This is a genomic window from Chryseobacterium sp. KMC2 (assembly GCF_016756935.1).
GTDB classification, from domain to species: domain Bacteria; phylum Bacteroidota; class Bacteroidia; order Flavobacteriales; family Weeksellaceae; genus Chryseobacterium; species Chryseobacterium rhizosphaerae.
The window spans coordinates 1-24,315 of sequence record NZ_JAESIT010000024.1 but is presented as its reverse complement, the minus strand read 5'-3'; the positions used below and the strand labels follow the sequence as shown (position 1 = coordinate 24,315).

Annotated in this window: 20 protein-coding genes; 5 read left to right on the top strand and 15 right to left on the bottom strand. The window is 37.7% G+C overall.

Features of this window, described 5'->3' with window-relative positions; translation table 11 throughout:
* Window positions 1-47: 47 nt before the first annotated feature.
* Entirely contained in the window at window positions 48-2,588 is a 2,541-nt protein-coding gene (locus JML65_RS20740) for an ATP-dependent Clp protease ATP-binding subunit (protein WP_047485035.1), read from the top strand.
* A 163-nt stretch (window positions 2,589-2,751) separates the two neighbouring features.
* On the opposite strand, the gene JML65_RS20735 is transcribed toward JML65_RS20740, so the two are convergent.
* Window positions 2,752-3,279 (bottom strand): hypothetical protein, encoded by a 528-nt coding sequence (locus JML65_RS20735; protein WP_052188446.1) that lies wholly within the window; start codon window positions 3,277-3,279, stop codon window positions 2,752-2,754.
* 212 nt (window positions 3,280-3,491) lie between these two features.
* Between JML65_RS20735 and mnmA the strand changes: the two genes are divergently transcribed.
* Window positions 3,492-4,679, top strand: a complete 1,188-nt coding sequence (gene mnmA, locus JML65_RS20730; protein ID WP_202271967.1) for a tRNA 2-thiouridine(34) synthase MnmA — start codon at window positions 3,492-3,494, stop codon at window positions 4,677-4,679.
* A 151-nt stretch (window positions 4,680-4,830) separates the two neighbouring features.
* A complete protein-coding gene (locus tag JML65_RS20725; protein WP_084086617.1) occupies window positions 4,831-5,040 on the top strand; it encodes a hypothetical protein in 210 nt (69 codons plus the stop codon).
* Window positions 5,041-5,101: 61 nt separating this feature from the next.
* Here JML65_RS20725 and JML65_RS20720 read toward each other — a convergent pair whose 3' ends face one another.
* Window positions 5,102-5,452 (bottom strand): hypothetical protein, encoded by a 351-nt coding sequence (locus JML65_RS20720; protein ID WP_115919412.1) that lies wholly within the window; start codon window positions 5,450-5,452, stop codon window positions 5,102-5,104.
* Window positions 5,453-5,476: 24 nt separating this feature from the next.
* Window positions 5,477-6,199, bottom strand: coding sequence for a glycine-rich domain-containing protein (locus JML65_RS20715; protein WP_202271965.1), 723 nt, complete (start codon window positions 6,197-6,199; stop codon window positions 5,477-5,479).
* A gap of 146 nt (window positions 6,200-6,345) precedes the next feature.
* On the opposite strand from JML65_RS20715, the gene JML65_RS20710 reads away from it, so the two are divergent.
* Both JML65_RS20710 and JML65_RS20705 read left to right on the top strand, forming a co-directional pair.
* Window positions 6,346-7,242, top strand: a complete 897-nt coding sequence (locus tag JML65_RS20710; RefSeq protein ID WP_202271963.1) for a hypothetical protein — start codon at window positions 6,346-6,348, stop codon at window positions 7,240-7,242.
* Window positions 7,243-7,415: 173 nt separating this feature from the next.
* On the top strand, window positions 7,416-8,642 hold the full coding sequence (locus JML65_RS20705; protein ID WP_202271961.1) for a DUF6051 family protein: 1,227 nt from the start codon (window positions 7,416-7,418) through the stop codon (window positions 8,640-8,642).
* 219 nt (window positions 8,643-8,861) lie between these two features.
* On the opposite strand, the gene JML65_RS20700 is transcribed toward JML65_RS20705, so the two are convergent.
* From JML65_RS20700 to JML65_RS20645, 12 genes are all read right to left on the bottom strand, one after another.
* Window positions 8,862-9,605 carry a LytR/AlgR family response regulator transcription factor gene (locus JML65_RS20700; protein WP_081988886.1) on the bottom strand — a complete coding sequence of 248 codons (744 nt, stop codon included), beginning with the start codon at window positions 9,603-9,605 and terminating at the stop codon, window positions 8,862-8,864.
* Between the two features lie 59 nt (window positions 9,606-9,664).
* On the bottom strand, window positions 9,665-9,940 hold the full coding sequence (locus tag JML65_RS20695; protein WP_047484406.1) for a 2TM domain-containing protein: 276 nt from the start codon (window positions 9,938-9,940) through the stop codon (window positions 9,665-9,667).
* 23 nt (window positions 9,941-9,963) lie between these two features.
* On the bottom strand, window positions 9,964-10,260 hold the full coding sequence (locus JML65_RS20690) for a 2TM domain-containing protein (protein ID WP_047484404.1): 297 nt from the start codon (window positions 10,258-10,260) through the stop codon (window positions 9,964-9,966).
* A gap of 340 nt (window positions 10,261-10,600) precedes the next feature.
* Window positions 10,601-11,170 carry a methyltransferase family protein gene (locus tag JML65_RS20685; RefSeq protein WP_202271959.1) on the bottom strand — a complete coding sequence of 190 codons (570 nt, stop codon included), beginning with the start codon at window positions 11,168-11,170 and terminating at the stop codon, window positions 10,601-10,603.
* A 44-nt stretch (window positions 11,171-11,214) separates the two neighbouring features.
* The gene (locus tag JML65_RS20680) at window positions 11,215-11,526 is read right to left on the bottom strand and encodes a 2TM domain-containing protein (protein WP_047484400.1); all 312 of its coding nucleotides are present in this window, start codon (window positions 11,524-11,526) and stop codon (window positions 11,215-11,217) included.
* The gene (locus JML65_RS20675) at window positions 11,513-12,844 is read right to left on the bottom strand and encodes a 2TM domain-containing protein (RefSeq protein WP_047484398.1); all 1,332 of its coding nucleotides are present in this window, start codon (window positions 12,842-12,844) and stop codon (window positions 11,513-11,515) included. Before JML65_RS20675 ends, JML65_RS20680 begins: the two co-directional genes overlap by 14 nt.
* Before the next feature lie 177 nt (window positions 12,845-13,021).
* Entirely contained in the window at window positions 13,022-13,681 is a 660-nt protein-coding gene (locus JML65_RS20670; RefSeq protein WP_202271957.1) for a hypothetical protein, read from the bottom strand.
* A 48-nt stretch (window positions 13,682-13,729) separates the two neighbouring features.
* Window positions 13,730-15,976, bottom strand: coding sequence for a TonB-dependent receptor (locus JML65_RS20665; protein WP_202271955.1), 2,247 nt, complete (start codon window positions 15,974-15,976; stop codon window positions 13,730-13,732).
* 91 nt (window positions 15,977-16,067) lie between these two features.
* Entirely contained in the window at window positions 16,068-16,991 is a 924-nt protein-coding gene (locus JML65_RS20660; protein ID WP_202271953.1) for a GyrI-like domain-containing protein, read from the bottom strand.
* Window positions 16,992-17,036: 45 nt separating this feature from the next.
* Window positions 17,037-18,251 (bottom strand): TCR/Tet family MFS transporter, encoded by a 1,215-nt coding sequence (locus JML65_RS20655; protein ID WP_202271951.1) that lies wholly within the window; start codon window positions 18,249-18,251, stop codon window positions 17,037-17,039.
* A gap of 43 nt (window positions 18,252-18,294) precedes the next feature.
* The gene (locus JML65_RS20650; protein WP_202271949.1) at window positions 18,295-19,014 is read right to left on the bottom strand and encodes a thioesterase II family protein; all 720 of its coding nucleotides are present in this window, start codon (window positions 19,012-19,014) and stop codon (window positions 18,295-18,297) included.
* A gap of 61 nt (window positions 19,015-19,075) precedes the next feature.
* A partial coding sequence (locus JML65_RS20645; protein WP_202271947.1) for a non-ribosomal peptide synthetase occupies window positions 19,076-24,315 on the bottom strand: 5,240 nt, incomplete at its 5' end.

Here is a 24,315-nt window from a genome sequence, read left to right as displayed (position 1 = left end):
GATAATGAATAAAAAGCAACGTTGCTTTTATTCTAATGAGATATATTATGGATTATAAGTTTTCACAAGGTTTGAGCCAAGTGTTCAAACAAAGCAAAAGCGAAGCTAAAAGGCTGAAAAGTGAATTTCTCAATACAGAACATCTACTTTTAGGTATTATAAAAACGGAAAACTCTGCAAAAGAAATCCTTCAAAACCTTAATGCGGATTTAACACAAATCAGAAGAAAAATTGAAACTCTAAATACAGCAAGTCTAAATCCTATTTCTGAGGAGGTTACCAATATTTCTTTCACCAAGATGGCAGATCATGCCATTAAACGTGCAGAGTTAGAATGCAGACAGTATAAAAGCAATGAAATTAATACCGTTCACCTGCTTTTAGGCATTCTTTATAAATATGAGGATCCTACTTCAAATATTCTAGGGGCTTATGACATCGACTATGAGGGTGTTTCAAGAGAGTACCAGACTATGCTTAAAAATTCCGGGCAGTCACCACAGATGAGTGCTTATGATGACGATGATGAAAGAGAGGAATTTGAGCAGATGAGAAAGCCTACAGGAAACTTAGGTTCTGCAAAAAGTAAAACGCCTACATTGGATAACTTTGGTAGAGACTTAACTTCTTTGGCTAGAGATGGAAAATTAGATCCTGTAATAGGTCGTGAAAAAGAAATTGAGAGGGTTTCTCAAATCTTATCACGAAGAAAGAAGAACAACCCGCTTCTTATTGGGGAGCCGGGAGTTGGTAAATCTGCTATTGCGGAAGGACTGGCTTTAAGAATTCAGCAGAAAAAAGTGTCTAGGGTTCTTTACGGAAAACGTGTGATCACTTTGGATCTGGCAAGTTTAGTGGCCGGAACAAAATACCGTGGTCAGTTTGAAGAAAGAATGAAGGCAATTATGACTGAGCTGGAGAAAAACAGAGATGTCATCTTATTCATTGATGAGCTTCACACCATTGTAGGTGCAGGGAGTTCTACAGGAAGTTTAGATGCCTCCAATATGTTTAAACCGGCTTTGGCACGAGGAGAGATTCAATGCATAGGAGCGACTACTCTGGATGAATACCGTCAGTATATTGAAAAAGACGGAGCATTAGAGAGAAGATTCCAGAAAGTAATGGTGGAACCTACTTCTATTGATGAAACTATTCAGATTCTAAACCAAATCAAAGATAAGTATGAAGAGCACCACAATGTCATTTATACTCCTGAGGCGATTTTGGCGTGTGTCAATTTGACATCAAGATATATTACAGACCGTTTTTTACCGGACAAAGCAATTGATGCTATGGACGAAGCCGGTTCCCGTGTTTATATTAAGAACATGAAAGTTCCTACTGAGATCATTGATTTTGAAAAGAAAATTGAGGATATCAAAGAAATGAAACAGAAAGCTGTAAAAGCTCAGGATTATCTTGAGGCAAGAAAGCTTAAGGATGAGGAGGAACGTCTTCAGATGGAACTGAATGCAGCACAGGAAAAATGGGACAAAGATGTAAAAGAGAAGAAGGAAACCGTAACAGAAGAAAATGTAGCGGAAGTAGTTTCTATGATGAGTGGTGTTCCTGTAACGAAAGTGGGCAAAAATGAGCTGGATAAATTAGCTCAGATGGATGAGAAACTGAACGGAAAAGTGATCGGTCAGGAAGATGCTGTGAAGAAAGTAGTGAAGGCTATTCAAAGAAACAGAGCTGGGCTTAAAGACCCTAACCGTCCAATCGGTACCTTTATCTTCCTTGGAACCACCGGGGTTGGTAAGACAGAGCTTGCGAAGGTAATGGCAAGAGAGCTTTTCGAATCTGATGAATCTCTGATCCGAATCGACATGAGTGAATACATGGAAAAATTTGCCGTTTCAAGATTGGTTGGAGCTCCTCCGGGATACGTGGGATACGAAGAAGGTGGTCAATTAACGGAAGCGGTAAGAAGAAAACCTTATGCTGTGGTTCTTCTGGATGAGATTGAAAAAGCTCACCCTGATGTATTCAATATTCTGTTACAGATCCTTGATGAGGGTCACGTGACCGATAGTTTGGGCCGAAAAATCGACTTTAGAAATACGATCATCATCCTTACTTCCAATATCGGAACCAGAGATCTTAAAGATTTCGGAGACGGTGTGGGATTCGGAACTTCAGCGAAAAAGACCAATACAGACTCAAGAGCAAGAAGTACCATTGAAAATGCCCTTAAAAAAGCATTTGCTCCGGAATTCTTAAACAGAATTGATGATATTGTTATCTTCAACTCTCTTGTACAGGACGATATCAAGAAAATTATTGATATTGAGCTTAACAAGCTTTATGGCAGACTTGAAAAATTAGGTTATAAAGTAGAATTAACTGAAGAGGCTAAAGACTTTATTTCTGAAAAAGGATGGGATAAAGATTTCGGTGCAAGACCATTGAAGCGTGCTATTCAGAAGTATATTGAAGATTTACTGGCAGAAATGCTTGTGAATAAGCAATTGAACGAAGGAGAAACCGTGGTTCTTGAACTTAACGAAGCGAAAGACGGATTAGTAGGAAAAACTCCAAAGCCTAAGAAATCAGCGGCTGAAAAGTCTTCTCCTCAATCTTAAATAAATAATTTAATACCAATAAAAAGCATCGGGAATTTCCCGATGCTTTTATTTTTTTATGAGGGTCCATTACCCCTTTTTTGATGTGATTATTTTCGGTACGATTGATAAATTATTTTAATAACCAATATCCCATGGATCTTATATGGACGGACAAACCGTATTATAACCCCACCACAAATCCTATATTAGGAATCAGTCCGCTTGAAAATACACTCGAGTTTTCTTTATAAAGCACGTTATACATCAGCCCGATCTGCATAAAAGAATTATTGCCTATTCTCTGCATATATCCTCCTCCAAGATAGAGCGCATTTTCTTCTTCATTGTATTTATAATCATAGTACTTGTCTTTATAATTAATAAAATAATGCTGAAAATTGGCTCCCAGATAAAATGATCTTGCAAAGTAGTAATTGACAAACGGGCCTACTCCAAACATCGTAGACTTATAATAATCTGAAGTCTGCCATGAAACACTCCCTACAACTCCCCCTTCAAGATCTTCAGTAAGCCTGTACCCTACTCTTGGCGATGCCTGTAGGTAAAAAGAACTGTTGCTTCCAAAACCCACCCCAATTCCTCCTCCGAAAGTCCATCTGTTGGTTTCCTGAGTGGGTGTCCCGACTGAAATCTGGGAAAAAACTGATCCTGAGCATATCAGCATCAATGGAATAATAAACTTTTTCATATGTATCTATTTATTTTGTCTAAGGTCATATATAACAACTTCATCACTTTCATCTTCATATAGCTGTTCGAAACTTCGTTAATACTGTTTTCTATATTAACATCGTTTTTATCAATGTTTAAAATTATGGTTTTTTTACGAATTTTTTTAGTTGTATTTTTGCCGCATCAAACTAAGAACTCCCGTTAAGAGTTTCGTAAAATTGAAATAAAATGAAAATAGTAGTAGGCCTCTCCGGAGGTGTAGATTCTAGTGTTACAGCATATTTGCTACAACAACAAGGTCACGAGGTAGTGGCTTTATTTATGAGAAACTGGAATGATGCTTCCGTAACGTTAGAAGATGAATGTCCCTGGATTGAGGACAGCAACGATGCCTTAATGGTCGCTCAGAAGCTTGGGATTCCTTTCCAGGTGATTGATATGAGCGAGCTGTATAAGGAACGTATTGTGGATTATATGTTTGCGGAATATGAGAAAGGAAGAACTCCGAATCCTGATGTTTTGTGTAACAGAGAAGTAAAGTTCGATGTTTTTATGAAAACAGCGATGTCTTTAGGTGCTGATAAAGTAGCTACAGGACATTATGCAAGAGTAAATTCCACTTTTGACGAAAACGGTAAAGAAATTTTCCATCTTTTAGCAGGAAAAGACAATAATAAGGATCAGTCTTATTTTCTTTGTCAGCTGAGCCAGGATCAGCTGTCAAAAGCATTGTTCCCTATTGGAGAGCTTACAAAGCCTCAGGTAAGAGAGATTGCAAAAGAAATAGGGTTGGTAACAGCTGATAAAAAAGATTCTCAGGGATTATGTTTTATTGGAAAAGTAAGTCTTCCTCAGTTTTTACAGCAACAATTGAAACCTAAAGAGGGGGAAATCGTAGAGATCTTCAAAGATTCACCTCTGTTTTCTGAAGAAATACCGGAATTTTTTTCCAAAGAGGAAGAGCTTATATTTTTATCGAGAAAGATTGATTATAAAAAAGCTGACGGAAAAGTAATCGGGAAGCATCAGGGAGCACAGTTTTTCACCATCGGACAAAGTAAAGGTCTAGGAATAGGTGGTCATAAAGAAAGCTGTTTTATTGTATCGAGAGATATGGAAAACAATATCATTTTTGTAGGCGAAGGAAGTCATTTTCCGGGACTATACAAAAAGGCTTTAAAAGTTGATAATGCTGAACTGCATTGGGTACGTGAAGATATGAAGCTGAAAAATGGGGAATCCATGGAAGTTATGTCGAGATTCAGATACAGACAGTCTTTGCAGAAAGCTACTTTATATCAGTTTGAAGATGCTTTTTATATTGAATTTGAGGAAGCTCAGTCTGCTATTGCTGAAGGACAGTTTGCCTCCTGGTATATTGATGACGAACTTATCGGAAGTGGCGTAATTGCATAGCAGAGATCGGGAATCTAAATTTCAGGGAGATGAGTGGCTGTATGTATACTATATTGTCATATTCTTTGAAAAAGATTTTTTTTTGAAAGTTTTCTGTAACGTTTATCAAGTTGTTGTACTTACTGAGTACATAACAATAAAAAATATTCCTATGAAAACGACTACAAAAAACCAGTATGCTTATGCAAACAATATTCTGATCGCTTTAGTATCTGCCGTTTTTGGTTATAATCTATACCAGGCTATTGTACATCCTGATCATTCAAATATTGCATTAAGTCTCATTTTAGTGGTTCTTACTTCTATTATGGTCCGAAAATACGGCAACAAACCTACAAAGGAAAAACAGAAAGATATATAATATCTAAATATAGATAAGCCCGAAGCTATTTTGTTTCGGGTTTATTTTTGGATAAAGCCAATTACTTGCGTGTATTCTTGAAATAAGATGGAATAAATACTGCTCCTGCAATGCATTCAAGAACCAGGATCATCACTAAAAAACCAATCGGCTTATCCAGCATTATTCCCCTGATCAGTTTTAAAATCCCTAAACCAAAAATGAAAGCCAGGCCATAAAAAGTGGTTTTTGAAACTGTTTCCTGAAATACTCTCAGTCCAAAAACGGAAGCATAAAAGCCCAGTAAAAGAATTAAGTAGAATGTTAGAAATTCAGGACCTTTTAGAAAAATGGGATTAAAAGTCTGACATTCTGCCACAAGCCATATCAAACTGATGATAAACGGAGCTAAATGGATGATGTATTTTTTCATAATTCTTGTTTTAATTGGTATTTCTTACCCACCACATCCTCCGCAGCCACCACAACCGCCTCCGCAACCTCCTCCTCCACAACTGCTTCCCCCGCTACAGCTGCTTCCTCCACAACCGGTTCCGGAATCATTGCCGTTTTTAGCTTTATTTTCCTGAAATGTGGTAGCAATGAGGCTGATGATAAAAATGACAGCGATTGAAAGTATCACGGATCCCAGGGTTATGACAATCTCACCGAGACAGGATGACAATGTTGAAAGCATAACCAGTAACGGTATGAAGCGAAGCTTTTTCCACCAACTCCTCCAATTTTGCTTTTCTCCTTGCTGAAGCCAGATATCGGAGGGGGCGTCCAGCTGGAAAATCTCTTTGTAGCTTTTCAGGGTTTCTGAAAACCAATCCCGATGTTTTGTAATCTCCTTTGTTCCTCCTTTTGAAGGGTGATGATGAAGATTTCTTTTTAAAATATCAGGACAAAATTCTTCCCAGTAATTTTGAGTGTAAATCAAATGCATATGCCATACTTTATCTACTATTTTGCTTGGGGAAGCCCCATTCGGAAGTATACAGCAGAGATATACAAATTTTTTATATTCTTCAATTGCTTTCCGGGCAAAATCTACCGTCCAGTTTTCTTCTTTTGCCAGTTTTTTGGAAAAAGGAAAATCGGCATCAGGGGCGTCTAAGCAAAATCCCTGGATCCTGCTCCAAAGAGACTCGTCTTGTAATACCATTTTTGTTTCCATTGTTTTGATTTTAATTTTTCTACTCAAATATCTATTGATTTTAAAATATAAAAGTCTTCCAATAGTCTCATTTGGATCGATAAAAATCTTAAATTAGTCTTACAGAATTCCAAACTCCATCTGAAACCTAAAAAGAAAATAAACAGATGAAAAAAGAAGATATTTTACACCTTGAGAAGCTCATGAACTTCTTAAGCCGGCAATTTTTAAAGAAAAACCATTGGCAAGACGTTACCAAAACGGAATGGTCTTACATTAGTGCAGAAATTAATGACCTCATTATCAGTGATTATTCTGAAAAAGAGATAAAAAAAGATCCGGATATCTTAGGGTTGAATTACCTTTATGAACACTTGATTATCAATAAATTAAAGAAATATTACCACAACGAAAACGCTGTTCTAAGCCGCCCCAATCTGGCAAAGATAAGTTTGATTGTCAGGGTTTTAGGCTACTCAAATTATATAGATTTTATTAATTCCAATACGGAAGCTTTTAATTTTAATGATCTTAAAATTGATATGAATAATGCAGCCCCGAATACCGCTCTTTTAGACCGATTGGTGGGCTGTTGGTATTCTTATAACAGAAACCTTCCGGAAAACCCCTTACTGGCCAAAGAAGACAGGATCTGGCGCTCCGCCATGGAGATCTACAAATCCGAAACCACGGGAGAATACTTTATTGAAAGAAGCGGAGGTGACCATCATAAATATTTCGGGAAAGTGACCGCTTATTCGGATTATGTTTTTATTATCATGAACAGCAATACTTTTATCCGTCAGAGGCATTTTGTTTCCAGGATAAAAGATATCAAAGAAAAGCTTAAAAATCCGGACTATAAGCTGCACGAACTTCATTTCATCAGCACCTGTATCAGTTTTAATCAGGAGCCTATAGCCTTATTTGAAATCTTCAGGAAAGCAGACCGGAAAAATTTTATTTCGGATTCCATCAGTTTTCCGATAGACAGTGATGAGATCCCCGAGACCATATTAAAACAGCTTGAAGATACTGAAGCTAACAGAATAGATTACAGATAATTGAATAAAACATTGCAGGTTTAAAAATTACCACCTTCCTACCTTCGGAAATTCAAGTTGATACAAGGTGTCTCTCCTATGCCAAGAATACATTTAAATGCTTAAAATCTGTGCATTACAGTAATAATTACATACATTAATAGTTCTAATTATAAACCCTTAATTATCTTATTATGGAATATTATGAATTATATGAAGTTTTGAAAAGTCATTTTGATTCCCAAAAAAGGTATACAGAAATAAGGGATTTAAATGTGACCATAGAATCTATTCCTTTCTTATCAAAAGCCTCAGGATTATTGTATGGATCTTCCAATTCTGAATGCATAAGACACCATCACCAACCGGAAATCAATGAGAAAGCATATTTGGTGTATGATCAGCCTTCGATAGATACAAAGGACTTTGACATAGACTGCAACAAAAATTTTGAGTATTATATTCTTAAAAGAGCTGATGTGAAAAAAGCGAAAGGAAGTATTATTTTTTTCCATGGGCTGAATGAAAAGAAGTGGGATAAATATCTGCCCTGGGCCTACGAGCTTGCTCAACGAACGCATAAGGCCATTATCCTGTTTCCCATCGCCTTCCACATGAATCGTGCTGATCCCATCTGGAGTGACCGTCAGCATATGACAGATATTGTCAACTTCAGGAGAGAAAAATATCCTGAAAACACTAATTATTCTTTTGTCAATGCGGCAATAAGTTCCAGACTGGAAGCCCATCCGCAAAGAATTTTCTGGTCAGGATTACAGACTTATTCTGACATGATCGAAGTGATCAAAGACATTAAAAACAATAAAATAAATAGTATTTCTGCAGATGCCAGCTTAGACCTATTTGGGTATTCTATTGGTTCTTTCCTTTCCATGATTATCAAAATGGCTGATCCGGGAGGCTATTTTTCACAGTCCAGGCTTTTTTGTTTTTGTGGAGGAATGACGATTGACAGGATGTTTCCGATCTCAAAATATATTATGGATGCTCAGTCTTCTATTAAAGTCCAGTCTGCCTTTACTGAGTTATTAATTTCAGATTTTAAAACAGACAAACGGTTAAAGCATTACCAAAATGAGGAGTTACATCCACAGGAAAGCTGGTTTAAAAAGATGCTCAGATATAATTATTTCCAAAAAGAAAGGGAAGACAGAATCCGGGAGCTTCAGTCACAGATAAAGGTATATGTACTGGAACAGGATCATGTTGCCCCTCCTATTGAAGCTTTGAACACGTTGCAGGGAGGTTATAGAGATATTGATGTGGAGGTTGAGATCAAGGATTTTCCTTTTGAGTATTCTCATATGGTGCCCTTCCCGCTCACTCATAAAAATAAGAAAGAAGTTACCACTGGTTTTCATGAGTTTATCAAATCTGCCAGTGATTTTTACGGGCAATAAGCTCCTCTTAATCCATAGTTTGGAGCCTATAAAAGAGTTCAGCTTTGAGGATAAAAGATCTCAAGAAAAAACTTAAAAAATAAAATAATAAGGTCCATGGTTATGTTTTAGTGGGTTAAATATTTACATGAAAATAACTCACGTAAGCACTTGAAATTATTTCCATTACACTTTAAAAATCTAAGCTTTCCTCACATTAAAAGTATTGGCTTCCCAATCCTAACTTACCAGCCAATCTTTAAAGTCTTTGACGCGATCTCTGCTTACTGTAATTTCTTCGTCCGGCTGAAATGCAAGGTCCACTTTGTAATAAGGTGAGGTATGAATGTTTTTAATAAAATCAGAATTGATAATAAACTGCCTGTTTACTCTGAAAAACTTTTTCTCTTCCAGAATATCTTCCAGTTCATCCAATGTAAAATCTGAAGGATAAGTGCGTTCCTGTGTCTGAAGGTAGACGATTTTGTTTTCACTGAAAAAACAGCTGATTTCCTCTGTCTGCACAATCTTCAGGTTATATCCAATCTTTACCAGCACCCTGGAAAGAGTAGATTTTTCCTTTTTGATCAGCTGCTTGATATCCTGAGAGCCTGTTGTATTGTCTGCCGGAATAAATGATTTAAATTTCTCCACAGCTCCCGAAAGGTCTTCTTCCAATATAGGTTTTAAAAGATAGTCTATACTGTTTAATTTAAATGCTTTCAGGGTATACTGATCAAAAGCTGTGGTATAAATGATAAAACCTTTGGTCGGTATTTTTTCAAATATATCGAAAGACAATCCGTCACCTAAAACAATGTCTGAAAATATCAGCTGGGGGTGTTCATTTTCCGTGAACCATTCTACTCCTTCATCCACAGATTCTATTTTGGCAACGACCTCAATTTCAGGAAAATTGCTTAACATTCTTTCCAGTTTTCTGGAAGCTGGTTTTTCGTCTTCGATAATGACAGTTCTGATCATCAGGTTATTCGTTTTAATTTCAGTTTTTAGGAAATAAAGTTAAATAAAAGCAGACAGTTTTAAAAATCTATTGGCTTTTTGTTTTTTCCAAGCTCTTTCTCGATCAGCTCTTTCTCCCATTCAGCATCAAAAACAAATAGTTTTACTGCTTTTACCGTAAGAATTATCGCCCAGATTATCAGAAAAAGATGTCCGCTGAATATGTTAATTCCTGCAAAATGATCTTTCAAAAAGTCATTAAGAAGAATGATTCCTGCTATGATACCAAACCATAAAAGGCTTTTATAGAACTTTTTGATCTTGTTCACTCTTTCGTATGCTGTATTGTAATCCATGATTGTTACCTGTTTTTAAATGATTATAGTGTTTTTGTTTTTCCTTTCTCCTCAGCCATTAATTCTCTGATCTTTTTCTCTTCCCAATTTTTTCCGATTCCGAAGACATTAACCGCATGGAAGGCAATTCCAATCCCCCAGCCAAGCATTGGCCATAAAAACCATAAATATCCGGGAGCCGTCAAAAGATTCAGTGCTGCTAAAAAAGGAATAACCAGGCAGAACGAGGTAAGGTTCCCGTAGAATTCTTTTAATTCTTTTACTCTTTTGGAAGCTTTTTGGTAGGCTAGTGTTTCTTTACTTGATGATAAAATTTCCATAATACGTTGTTTTTAAGGTTAGTAATTTGTTTTTGCTGATTCAAATGTATGAAGGAAAACAGCCCTGGATCAACTTTATATTACTGAATGGTAGAATATGCTATCCGAATGGTAAAAGTCCGGGAATTAACAGAGATATTGTTTTCAGAAATCGCAAGCCAGTAAAGAGTTTTCGCCTATTCTGCTGTTGTAAAGACACAAAGATCTTATCTGCCATAAAATGACATACCGCTAAAGCCCTGATGTGTAAAAACTGATTTGTAAATGGCTATACTTTAGAAAGATCCAGGATTGAAATTTGGATTAAATAAAAACCGTGGGGAAGTGATAGGAATCTTTATTAATAGATAAAAGGGATGAGTTTCTTTGTTTTCTTTCTGTATTCGATGTATTCTTCTCCGAATTGTTCTACAAGAGCCTGTTCTTCAATTTTAATTCTGTAAGCAAAGGCTAAAAAAGGAGGAATAAAAGCAAAAATCAGTGAAATCCAGTTATTTAAATACAACCCTAATCCCAAAGAGGTCAGCAGGGAAAAGGCATAAGACGGATGTCTCAGGTATTGGTAAAATCCTTCTTTTTTGATCTGATGATCCTGTCTTATGGTTACATCTACGGTAAAGTATTTCCCTAGGGACCTGATGATGATGAACCTGAAAAGTATTCCGGTAAGGATAAGCAGTTCTCCTGCATACAGAATCCAGTTTCCTTTGGCTATCGAAAGGTGGATACTATGGGAAATCATGATGGAAGAAGCTATCGAGAAAGGAATGGCCAGCCACAAAATGTTCAAGGTAGATTTATCCTTATTCTTTTTATCTTCTTTATTGGATTTCAGTATGTTCTTATACAAAAACTCACTCAGAAACCAAATCACCATAGAAACGGTAAATACGATTTGTAATGCGTCCATTTGTTTGTTTTTAAAGATGAAGATTTTTTATACAATTTCCTTTATCAGTCTTCTTTAGAGTTTTGTTTTTCCATCAGTTCTCTGATCTTTTTATCTTCCCATTTTTTCATAAAATTGGTCTTGGGTATAAAAACCGTTACCGCATGGGCCAAGAGACCAATTCCCCAAAATGTCGCTGTAAAGAAGTTTTTAAACTGAAAGTAACTTTCTCCGGGTTTCAGATTGGCACAATTGTACACAACAATCATCACATTCACAGCAATATAAGCAAATAGATGCCCATAAAAGCCCCTCAATCTGTCTACCTGTTTTTTAGCGAGCTGGTATTGAATATCATTTTCGTCAAATGTTTCCATTATTTCTGTTTTTTTGTTGATTCATAATTTCTCTAATCTTCTTTTCCTGCCAGGACTCCCCAATGCCAAAGACCTGAAACGCATGGGAAGCCAGGCCAATTCCCCATCCCAGTGCCGGAAACCAAAACCAGTGACTGCGGCTTCCCGTAAAGAGATTGATAAAAATTAAAAAGGGAATAATAATGCAATAAGAAATCAGGTTGGTATAAAATCCTTTGATTTCTTTTACTCTTTTTTGTGCTCTTTTGTATGCTTTTATTTCATCATCAGGTTTTACACTGACAATATTGGGTTTAGCCGAAAGCATCGGAAGTTTTACTTTAAAATAATCTTCTGATTTTTCAATAAAAACATTCCTTTTGGTAAGGAGAGCATAGCGCTGTACGATATTGGAAAGTCCTATGCCTGAGCTTTCTTTGATCTGCTCCCTGACCTGAAGGTTATTTTCTATACAGAGGGTTTCTCCATCTGAAAATATTCTGATGACCAAAGGTTTTGAGGAAGTAGCAAAATTATGTTTGATACAGTTTTCCAATAATAGCTGGAGCGAGAGTGGAACCACATATTTCTGATAGTCTTCTTTGGCAACATCGAAGACAAAATCTACACTGTCTTCAAATCTTGTCTTTAAAAGGTTACAATAGGTTTTTGCAAATTCAATTTCATCTTCTACCGTTACCAGTTCTTTGTCTTTCTGCTCAAGTACATAGCGGTAAATCTTTGACATTGAGGCAGTAAACTTCTGGGCCTGCTGTGGGTTTTCATCAATCAGAGAGCTGAGAACATTCAATGAATTAAAAAGAAAATGAGGGTCAAGCTGGTTCTTTAAACTTTCAAACTGTGCATTGGCAGACTTTGCAATAAGCTTCTGCTCCACCACTTCTTTCCGGGATGTTTTCTTCAGTTCCTCCATGAATCCTTTTGCATGAAGAAAGGCAGAGATAAGCAATGCTACATTTATGGTAAACCAATTGATAAAATTATATTTTTCCGAAAAAAATGTTTCTGTAGTCACCGCTTTCTGGATCAGTACAAAATTGACATAATTACAAAAATAAACCAGCACAAAATTCAGGATAAGAATAGAGGCAATACTTAAAATTGCTCTTTTCGTTGTTGCTTCTGCCCAGGGAATTCTTTTATTCAGAAAGCTGTTAAGCATTCCATTTCCCCCTCCCAATACGAAAGAATACAGCATGGAAATAAGGATTGTATACAGGAAATTCTCGATGGTCTTTTCTGATGTAAAGGCAAAAAAGAAAAACATGGATACGGCCAGAGAGACCCAAAACAAGGTTATAAAATTATTACGCTTCATGATCGTTTTCTTAGCTCAAAATTAGTTTTTATTAAAGGTATCAAAAATTATTTCTTACCGAAAGGCTGGTTTTTAATCCTGAATGGTATAAAAAAACCTTCATGGGATGAAGGTTTTTTGAGTTAATCGATTTTGAGCCTTAGGAGACATCCTTTTCCGGTTCTTCTGCTGGTGTTTTTATTTGGTTTTCTCAACAGGAAGACTGATAAAGTATTCTGCTTCGGATCTTCCCCAATTGGGATCCAGTGCGGTCTTAAGCTTGTAGTTATTATACTTGACCAATGCTTCTTTAAACAATTCCAGCCCTTTTGTTTTGCTTCCGCCATACTGTTCAGGCGTAAAATAAATGTCTTCGGCTTTAATCAGGGCAATTCTGGGATTAGCAGCATCCAGTTTTTCGGCAATATTAAGTTCTTCTGAAGCTCTTGCCCCATCGGTCATAAAACGTTGCGCAGGGTTGACCATCATTCTTAGTGAATAAGCCATTTTCTTCAACAGATGAATTTCAGCATTATCAGCTCCTGCAAGACTCTGAGCCAGCCCAAGAAATTTTTCTGCCTGTGATGCCACGCCATCAAGCTCCTGCATATTCCCGTTTCTCATCATCACCCTTCCTTTTTGAATCTGGGAAAAAGCGGCATAATAAGGAGGCAGCCACTGTGAGCTTTCTTTACTTCCTATTCTCTCAAAATCGTTGGCCAGGGTCTGAAAATCCTCCGGTGTTTTACAGGTTTCTATTTTAGCTATTTTTTCAGTCATGATTTTTTCATAATCTGTCTGTGCAAAAGCAGTTAAACTCATACAAGCTAAAGCAAAGCTTAAAAGGTATTTTTTCATTATATTATTTTTTAAAAGTTAGTTAAATGGTTGGTCTAAGGTATACTTTTATAGGTTATTATTAATAGCATCTTCTGTTTTATCGACTCCAAAGCTGATAAATGCTCCTACAAATACAAAGGTATTGACAGGGGGAACAACTGCTGAGCTTCGTGAGCCGTCCACAGAAAAATTGTACCCATATACATTTTTTGATCCTAAAACATTGGAAACACTTAATACCAGCACCGTAAATGCTTTTGCGTCTTTTTTTCCAAGATTCGGAAGGTAATTGATGCTGAAATTAAGGGCATTATAATCTTTCAGTCTTCCTTCATTTCTGGTATAATTAATGGCTTTTCCGTTATCAAACGTAGAGGCAATATCATAGTAGGGACGGCCTTTAGCATAGGTATAAGAAAGGTTCACTCCCATTTTCCACTCCGGAATAAATCTTTTAACAACGGCTGAAAGGGTATGTTCTGCTGCAAAATTTGGTTTTAAACTCACCGGATAATTAAGGAAATCTCTTTTTGAATCCAGGAATGAATAGGTAACCCAGTAATCAATATTCTTGAATGTCTTTTTGTTATCTCTCCAAAACAGTTCCAGTCCTTTTGCATATCCGTAACCATCGTTATTTAGAGCCGTCTGAATCTGTTGATTTTGTTCTTTTCCCGGGATAACATTAAATGTTTTAATCAGCTGATCATATTTTTTATAGAAAGCTTCAAGGCGTAAACTTCTTCCTTCTGAACTTCTTTGCACCTGGAAAACAAAATGTTGTGAGTTCTGAAAACCTAGTTCTGCCGGGCCATTGATATATTTGCTTTCAGGATTCTGATAAAAAAGTCCGTAAGCCAAAGAGGTTGTCCAGTCTCTTGCAAGACGATAGGCTAATGCAAAACGGGGTGCAATATTACTTTTTCCCAGAAAAGAAGAATGCTCAGCCCTCACCCCTATTTTTGCAGATAATGCATTACTGAATCCAAGGTCTGTTTCTACAAAAGCTGAAGAAATTAAGTCTTTATAATTCTTCTGCACCTCTTCAAAATTGAGTTTTTCATTGGTGTTATTCAGTTCAAAACCTCCTCTTACCGCACTGATCTTATTAATCTTTCTCTCGAGTACCGCTTTAAAATTGATATAATTTCCATCTGTCAGCAGTTTTGTTCTATCTGATTCTCTTTCCTGAGTTTCTGTAGAAAAATTAAGATCTGATTCATTATAGGAGTACGAGCCTCCTATATTTAGCAGGTATTTTCCAAATTTCTGTCTGAACGATAGGTTATGGTAGGTATTTTTCCCTTTGAGTCTTACCAGTCCAAAGTCGTATTCCGGCTCAAGACTTTCTGACCTCACTCCCATTGTATTGGAGTTGTACATTCCGTAATACTTAAAAAAGCCTCCTGATTTTGTTTTAACTCTAAAATTCAGGTCACCGTTAAGTCCATGTGGAGCATCAATAAAATCTGTATTGAAATTAAGGGCTTTCTGCATCAGGCTTAAAATTGAATACCCTACAGAAGCGCCAAAGGAATAGTCTTTTTTAGCGCCTAATTTTTGAAATCCGGCACTCAAAAAAATGGGAGAAATCCCAATATCATAAGAGCTCTGATCCGGAAGGTCAACACTTTCCAACATCAGCACACCGGAAAGGGCCTGGCCATAAAGAGCAGAATATCCGCCACTTGAAAATATATTCCCTTTAAAAAGAGAGGTGTTGAACTGGTCTCTTCCTGCAATTCCGGGGATAGAATTAGAGAAATAATTATTGATCAGGCTTCCATCCATAAAAATCCTGGATTCTGTTCCTGTTCCTCCCCTGATAAAAAGACCTCCGGATTCACCTACTTTCTGAACTCCCGGAAGATAGTTTAATGCTGAAGATATCTGCCCATCTGCCCCTGCTGTAGTATAAATATCAATAGGAGTAAGCAGTGCGGTAGCCCTTTTCTTATCACTTGCTTCTATAGATCCTGCAGAAACTACTACTGCATCAATCTCACTGATCTGCTCCTTCAGATCTGTATTTACAGCAACAGATTGATTTTCAATAACAATTGATTTTTCAACGGTTTCGTATTTTGGATGTGTAAAGGTGAGGATATGGCTTCCTTTTTCGGAGGTTTCAAAAGAAAAATTTCCCTGCCCATCCGTTGTAGCTCCATCATAAGTATCTTTAAGTGTAACGTTTACCTCACTTATTCCCTTATTTTTAAAAGCTACCCTTCCTGAAACTTTTACCTGGGCATATCCCATTATAAAAGCTAAAAAGAAAAATAGGAATAGTAATTTTTGTCCTTGTATTTTCATGGTTCTAATTTCTTGGTCAAAAATATTACAAGAAATGCCTTTTTGTAAAAAAAATTTACTGAAAGGCATAGTTTGATTACTGAATGGAAAATTAGTGAATAGGGATACAGAAATCTACAATCATTTTTCCTTCGGGATGTTCTTTAAAGTTGGAATGATAGATTTCAAAAGGGAATGCTTTCCTCATGGAATACCCATGTTTATTCATCCATAAAAACAAGGATACCCAACATTGTTCAAAGTCATGAAGCGTTACTTCTCCTCTTCCAACAACAAATTTTCCGGCATCGATACTTTCAGAAAATATCTCTCCCTGAGCCTTATCCAGTTTTTCATCCAATAACATACAGGCATGAATTCTGACTTTATCCGCAGGGGTAATTTTAAAGCTATCATGATACACAGAAATCATTTTAACATTTTCTCCCGGAAACAGGTTTTTCTTTTTTGCCCAGTCTATCAGAATATTGTAAGAGGGCTCCACCTGGGCCAACCCAAGACTCATCACTGCTGCCAGATTCATTCCCGGCATTTCTTTTACTTCGATTTTTAAGTTCATTGTAGTCCAATTTAATAGGTTTTCAATACTGCAAATGTATTGGCTGAAAACCGTATCAACTTGTCCGTTCTTGCTTTGTGTTTGTAAAATCTTGTGAAATGTTTCAGGTGCTGACTTACGGAATTCAGATGGAGGAACTCCATAATATTTTTTGAATGTTTTACTAAAAACCGAATGGCTTGAGAATCCAAGATCGAAATAAATTTCTTTAATTTCAGCGTCTTTATGCACCGCCAGGTAGAAAGCACTCTTTTCTATTTTCTTTCTGATAATATAGTTCTGAAGTGTTTCTCCTGTAATAAGTTTAAATATTCTGTGAAAATGGAAAGGGGAATAGGCACTGACCTCTGCTATTTTTTCCAAAGAGAGGTCCGTGTCAAGATGATTGTCAATATAGTGGATCACTTTTATGATCCGTTTTTTATATTCTTCCAAATCAAAAGTACTGATCTGCAAAGATATTGATGTGGTACAATCTGGAGTTGTCTTTTATTGCTGTTTTTAAGATTTTTCGTTTTTTATTGCAGCGTACACACAGAAACTCCCAATTGAGGCCAAAACAGAAGCTAAGACAAAAGGAGCTCCACTGAAAATCAAGGGGCTATGGCTAGATGTAAAATAAGCGAATACATTGGTCATTAGCAAAGGTCCAAAAACAGCAGTAATGCTGCCAATACTCGACAATCCTCCCTGAAGGAGCCCTTGCTTGTTATCAGGAACTTTGGAAGAAATTACGCTTTGGAGTATTGGGGTAGCCATCCCCCCTAATGCATAAGGAACCATGACGGCAAAAGCCATCCATGACTTATTTATTAACCCAAATAACAGCAGACTGACGCAGTAAATAAACATGCAAATCATGATTGATTTCTTCTGACCCAGCTTATTGATAAATAATCCAATAAACAGCCCCTGGGATATCACCATTAAAACGCCAAAAAACCCTAATGAATATCCTATCATATCCGCCTTCCAGTTAAACTTTTCCATCCCATATACATTCCAGGTGCTCTGCATAGCATGACCCGCCAAAGCGATGAATACAAAAGCAACAATCAGTGAAGGGGCCAATATCTCTTTTTTAATGCTTTTGATGGCTCCTATAGGATTGGCAGTTTTCCAGGAAAAAGGTCTTCTGTTGCTTTCTTTAAGAGATTCGGGTAATACAAAAACGCCGTACATAAAATTAAGAAGACTCAGCCCGGCAGCGGCATAAAAAGGGATTCGTTCACCATACTGCCCCAGCAATCCTCCAATCACAGGTCCTATGATTAATCCAAGCCCGGCAACGGCACTTATCATTCCGAAATTCTGACTTTTCTTTTCAGGTGTACTGATATCTGAAACATATGCAGTAGCAGTAGTCATGCTGGATCCCATAATTCCTGTTATTATCCGCCCCACAAACAACCACATAAGGTTTGGCGCAAATGCAAGAATCAGATAATCTATTCCGAGTCCCAATAGAGACCATAAAAGTACAGGTCTTCGTCCGAAGCGGTCACTAAGATTCCCCAGGATTGGGGCAAATATAAACTGCATTAAGGCATATATCGATATAAACCACCCTATATACTGTGTTGTCGTACTTAAATCTCCATTTGACAGCTTCAAAATAAGGGTAGGCAGCACGGGAGCAACGATCCCTATTCCAATGATATCAATCAGGATGGTGATAAAAATAAAAACCAATGCGTAATCTTTTTTTCTTTGCATAAGTAGGGGTTGTTTTTTTAAAGTAAGTATGAATATTTTACAATTAAGCTATCGCTGCATTCATTAGATTTTTAATGACTTGCGCCAGGTAATTGAAGTTTTGATTGATAAAGAAATGGTTCCCGTTTACGATCTGACATTCACATTCGGATTCCGTATAATGAGCCCAGTTTCTTATGTTCAGGGCATATCGTTCATTTTTTCCCATTACAGCAAAAACGGGAGTCTGTATTTTTTCATAAAACGGAATATTTTCCTTGTTCTCCAGCAATCCGAAGTCTGCTCTGAGCACGGGTTCAAAAAAGTCCAGTAATTCTTCAAACTCCATGATTTCATCCGAAAGCCCACCCAATTTTCTTACCTCCATAAAGAATTCTGTTCTTGGCAATCCGGCAATAGGTGGGTTATTTTTTATTTTGGGGCCAGGATATCCTGTGGGAACAAAATAAGCGGGAGCATCCATAGATTCTTCCATTGCAAGACAAATCTCATGTCCTAAAATAGCTCCCATACTATGGCCGTATATGAGGTATGGAACTTCTTTTTTCCGCTCTTTTTTTACCTGGCTCAACAGATCTGCTACAGCATCCTGTTTATTTTTTAAAAAGGATGCTGTCATACGATCTCCTCTACCCGGAAGTTCAGGGGTTACTACCTGAAAAAAGGGTTCTAAATTTTCAATCAGCGGACGGAAAGAATTTTTGTCTCCGCCTGCGTAATGCAATAAAAATACCTGCGGTTTATATGATGTTGTTCTGTTCATAGGTTTTCTTTAGTGTGTATAGTTTAGAACATGGGAGATCTCTTACCATCTCCCATGTTTTTTAATTACTGGCAGCTGTTTTAAGGATTAGGTCAATGATCTGTTCTTTCTGTTCCAGCATCGTTTGATGGGATGCATTAATAGGATAAACAGATAATAAATCACGGTTTTCCATGATGGAATCTACATTATTATAGGCTGATCCCTGTACATGGCTGTTAAATGACTCATTGAAGGTTTCTCCCTCAAGCATTGCCTTGAATAAAACCACTTTTGTCGAAGTAAGATTATTTGAAATATTTTCTTTAATAATCGTATACTCAGCTGACATAAAGTTTTTAGTGGCTGTAAACTGACGGTCATCAACATGAATATTGAGTTTCTCACTCAACTCTTCATCTGTAGGAAACGAAAGGAATTCTACCAGTTTCTGATCAGAGGCGTAGAAAATAGTATCCAGCAGATAAACTGTAATTTTCTGATGTCCTCTGTTCTCAAGCTCTGAGGCAATCTCCAGTGCAATATTTCCACCCAGAGACCATCCTAACAGGATATATTCTTCCTGATGATTATCTTTCCGAATGTCATCAATATGATCCAGATAATAATGAGCAAGCCCTTTCAGGTTACTAATCTTCTCTTCATTGTATAAGTTATAGGAATCTACTCCATAACAGTTATATTCTGCTTTTAACTGTTCTGCCAATGACTGATAGACTTCACAACCTCCGTTTCCAGGATGTATCAGGAACATTTTCGGATTGCTATTCTCCTGATTAAAGGCAACGATAGGCTTATACTCTTTCCCGTAGCTCATTATCGTTTTAGAAAGCTTACTTATCGTTTTCTCTTTAAACAACTCTACAATTTTGAGCTGAACATCCAGCTGCTGCTGTATCCTGTTGATCAGCTTAATAGCCATGATACTATTTCCTCCTAATTTGAAGAAATCATCATGAATACTAATTCCTTCCGGATCCAGATCCAATACTTCTCCATAGATACCGGCAAGTTTTTGTTGCAGATCATTTTCAGGAGCGGCATATTCTGATATTCCGATAAACTCAGGCTCAGGAAGGCGTTTTCTGTCTGTTTTTCCGTTGATCGTGAGAGGAAGACGTTCCAGATGTATATACACATTCGGAATCATGTAATCCGGAAGTGTTTCTGATAAGAATTCAGAAATCATATGGGGGTCTATTACCGGATCAGAAACATAGTATCCGGCAAGATATTTCATTCCTCCTCTGTTTTCTTTGGCCAGAACAACAGCCTGCTTCACTCCAGGGTACTGAAGTAACCTGTTTTCAATTTCTCCAAGCTCAATTCTATATCCGCGGATCTTCACCTGGAAGTCATTTCTGCCCATATATTCCAATTCACCATTAGCCAGCCAGCGTACTAAGTCACCGGTCTTATATAGCCGTCCATTCTTTCCTTTTTCTTTTTGTTCTAACGTCTGGAATGGATTGTTCAGGAAGCGTTCTTCTGTCAGCTCAGGTTGGTTTAAATAACCTCTGGCAACACCTGCTCCCCCTATATAAAGCTCTCCTACTGCCCCTACAGGAACAGGACGGAAATGGGCATCCAATACATAAGCCGTCATATTGTTGATAGGATCCCCGATATTTAATGGATTGTGATCTTCTTTATAATAATGAAGTGTTGTACAAACTGTTCCTTCGGTTGGCCCGTACTCATTCACCAAGATGATATCCTCAATATTTTTATCCAGGGCAGGGAAACTTTCTCCTCCGGCAAAAATCAGCTTCAAGTGGGTTCCATGATCTATAACCTCCCTCAATAAAGCTGGCGGTATAAAGGAAACTTCTATATTATTTTCTTTGATATAGTCATTAAGTTCGTTCACTGATGTTCTAAGGTCATTGCTATACATCCACAAGGTATTCCCGTTACATAATGCCGGAAATGCTTCATAGACAAAGGCATCGAATACATAATTTGAAAAACATCCCACTTCCTGGTATTCTTCAAGTCGGTGAACTTTTATCATTGATTCTATAAGGTTGATCACTCCAGAATGTTCAATCATTACCCCTTTAGGAAGTCCCGTCGTTCCACTGGTGTAAATCACATAAGCCAGATTGTCCGGGCTTACCTTGGCAGCAGGATTGCCAGAGTTTGACTGATCAAGCTTTTCTATAACCTTTTCGCTATCCAATACAATTAACTCTGCTTTTCCTAAAGAAGATTCTATTAACGTATTGACTCCATTTTTCTGGGTAAGAACCACTCTGGCCTCAGTATCTTTTACAATATGATTAAATCGCTCTGCCGGATATGATGGATCCATAGGAACATATGCCGCTCCGGCTTTCATCACAGCAAGGATTGCAATAATTGTATCTTCAGAACGCTCAAGACATAGAGGTACCAGATCATCCGGCTGAAGATGATATTCATTGATAAGGTGATTGGCCAAACGATTGGCTCTTTCATTCAGTTCACGATAGGATAATCTTATATTCTGATAGACTAAAGCCGTAGTGTCAGGAGTCATTTCAACCTGATTTTCAAAAAGCTGATGAATCGTAAACTTATCCTGATATCCTTTCTGGGTATTATTCCAAACGTCTACGATCTGTTTGCTTTCCTTCTCCGCGATCAGAGAAAGCTCATTAATTCTTGTATTCCCTGTTCCTGATTTTACCATCTGGTTCAGAAGGAATTGATAAGAATCTGCCATACGGACAATTGTTTCTTTTCTAAACAGAGAGGTTGCATAGTTGAAGGTCATCTGTATCGCTTCCGGACCATCATTTACCATTGTCGTCAGATCAAACTTTGCAGCCTGATAGTCAACTTCACCATCAAAAGAATAGAACAAGGCTTCATCTTCCTTAGCAGTTGAACCTCCGCCACCAAAATTCTGCAGTCCAAACATTACCTGGAAGACAGGGTGTCTGGATGTGTCCTGTTCTACTCCTAATTCTTCCACAAGCTTCTCGAATGGAAGATCCTGATGGGATTGTGCTTCTGTCACCGAACCTGCCACCTGAAGGATAAAGTCTTTTACCTTTTGCTCTGAGTCAATTTTCTCTCTTAAAGCCAGGGTGTTTACAAAGAAACCGATGATATCTTCAAGACCGGCATAATGACGGTTGGCAATAGGGCTTCCCACTACAATATCTTCCTGACCGGAATAGGCTGAAAGCATCAGATAATATCCACTCAGCATGACACTGTATACACTTACTCCAAGATTTCTGGAGATCCCTCTGATCCCTTCGGATATTTCTCCTGATATATCAACATTAATTGTTTCTCCTTCATAAGAGATGTCTGCAGGTCTATGGAAATCCGTTGGTAAATCCAGACTTTGATAATCATCGAATTTAACCTTCCAATACTCAATCTGGCTATCCAGGCGTTTACCTGAAAGATAATTACGCTGCCATAACGCAAAATCTTTATATTGAATCTTCAATTCAGGAAGTGTAGAGGCCATTCCTAATGATAATGTATGATAGAGACTGCTCAGTTCCTTTAAAAAGACCTCTGTAGACCATCCGTCAAAAGCAATATGATGAATCACAACAGACAGATACTGTTGCCCTTTGAAGCTGAAGATATTGATCTCTACAGGAATTTCTGAATCCAGACGGAAGACTTTATTGGCACATTTGTTTATGTGCTGATCCAATTCTTCTCTCGTCTCTACTTCTGTTATTTTAAATTCAGGAATAAAATCTGTAACTATCTGATACCCTACTCCATCTTCATTCGTTTTGATCAATGTGCGGAGCACTTCATGACGCATTACTACCGCTTCAAGAGCTCTACACAGAACGGAAACATCCGTTTTCTTATTCAGAATAACAGTCATTGGAATATTGTACGCACTGCTTCCTCCTTCATATGCTTCTATAAACCAAAGTCTTTCCTGTGCAAAAGACAAACGCTGCTCTTCAGGCGATGATATTGCTATCGGGGTTATGGTTACCTGTTCATCACTATGATCTTCTCCACTTAATACATTGGCCAGAGAAACGATGGTCTTATGAGTAAGTACCTTAGCCACTTTCACCTGTATACCAAGTTCCTGCTTGATCTTACCGGCTAACTTAATCGCCATGATACTGTTTCCTCCTAATCGGAAGAAGTCATCATGGATACTGATGTTTTCAGGGGTAAGTCCCAGCACTTCACCGTAAATTCGGGATAGTGTTCTCTGTAACTCATTTTCTACGGCTACATATTCTCTGTCTCCACTGAAATCAGGTTCAGGAAGCTGTTTTCTGTCTAGCTTACCATTGATGGTCAATGGTAAAGAGGTGAGATGAACAAAGACACTCGGTACCATATATTCCGGTAAAGAGGAGGATAAATACTCAGTAAGGAGTTCATGATCCAGCTCTCCTGCTGATACATAATATCCGGCAAGGTATTTCATCCCCGCATTGTTCTCTTTGGCCAATACCACAGACTGTTTTACTTCAGGATGCTGAGACAATCGGTTTTCGATCTCTCCAAGCTCTATTCTATACCCCCGGATCTTTACCTGGAAGTCATTTCTCCCAATGTATTCTATATTCCCATCAGGAAGCCAACGCACAAGGTCTCCCGTACTGTACAGTCTTCCATTTTCTCCATTCTCTTTCTGCTCTTTCGTTTGGAAAGGGTTAGCAATGAAGCGTTCCCCTGTCAGATCAGCACGGTTTAAATAGCCTCTTGCTATTCCCATTCCTCCAAGATAAAGCTCACCTACAGCACCTACAGGGACTAAACGATGGGATTCATCCAGCACATAAGCTGAACTGTTCCCTACCGGACGGCCGATCAGATGAACATCTCCATGTTCTACCTGTTTGTAAGTGGCATAGATCGTAGCTTCGGTAGGTCCATAAAGGTTGTACAACACTTTCTCTTCTGACCAGTATTTTCCTGTTTCATAATCACAAGGCTCTCCTGCATACAACAAACCTTTAAGGAATGGGTAAGCTACACGTGGAAGAACAGAAAGCATCACCGGTGGTAAATAGGTATAAGCAATTTCATTAGAAACTAAGTATCTGCTGATGGCATCGGCATCCTTCTTCGTTTCTTCATCCAACAGATGAAGTTCGTTTCCATACAGTAAACTGTTGAAAAACTCGGATACGGATACGTCAAAAACATAGGACGTATAAGCCGTTATTTTCTCTCCTTCACTAAAACCATAAGCCTCTCTTACCTGAGAAACAACGTTGACTACATTCCTGTGTTCCACCATAACTCCTTTAGGCAGTCCCGTGGTTCCACTGGTATAAATAACATAGGCCAGATTATCTGATTCAACTT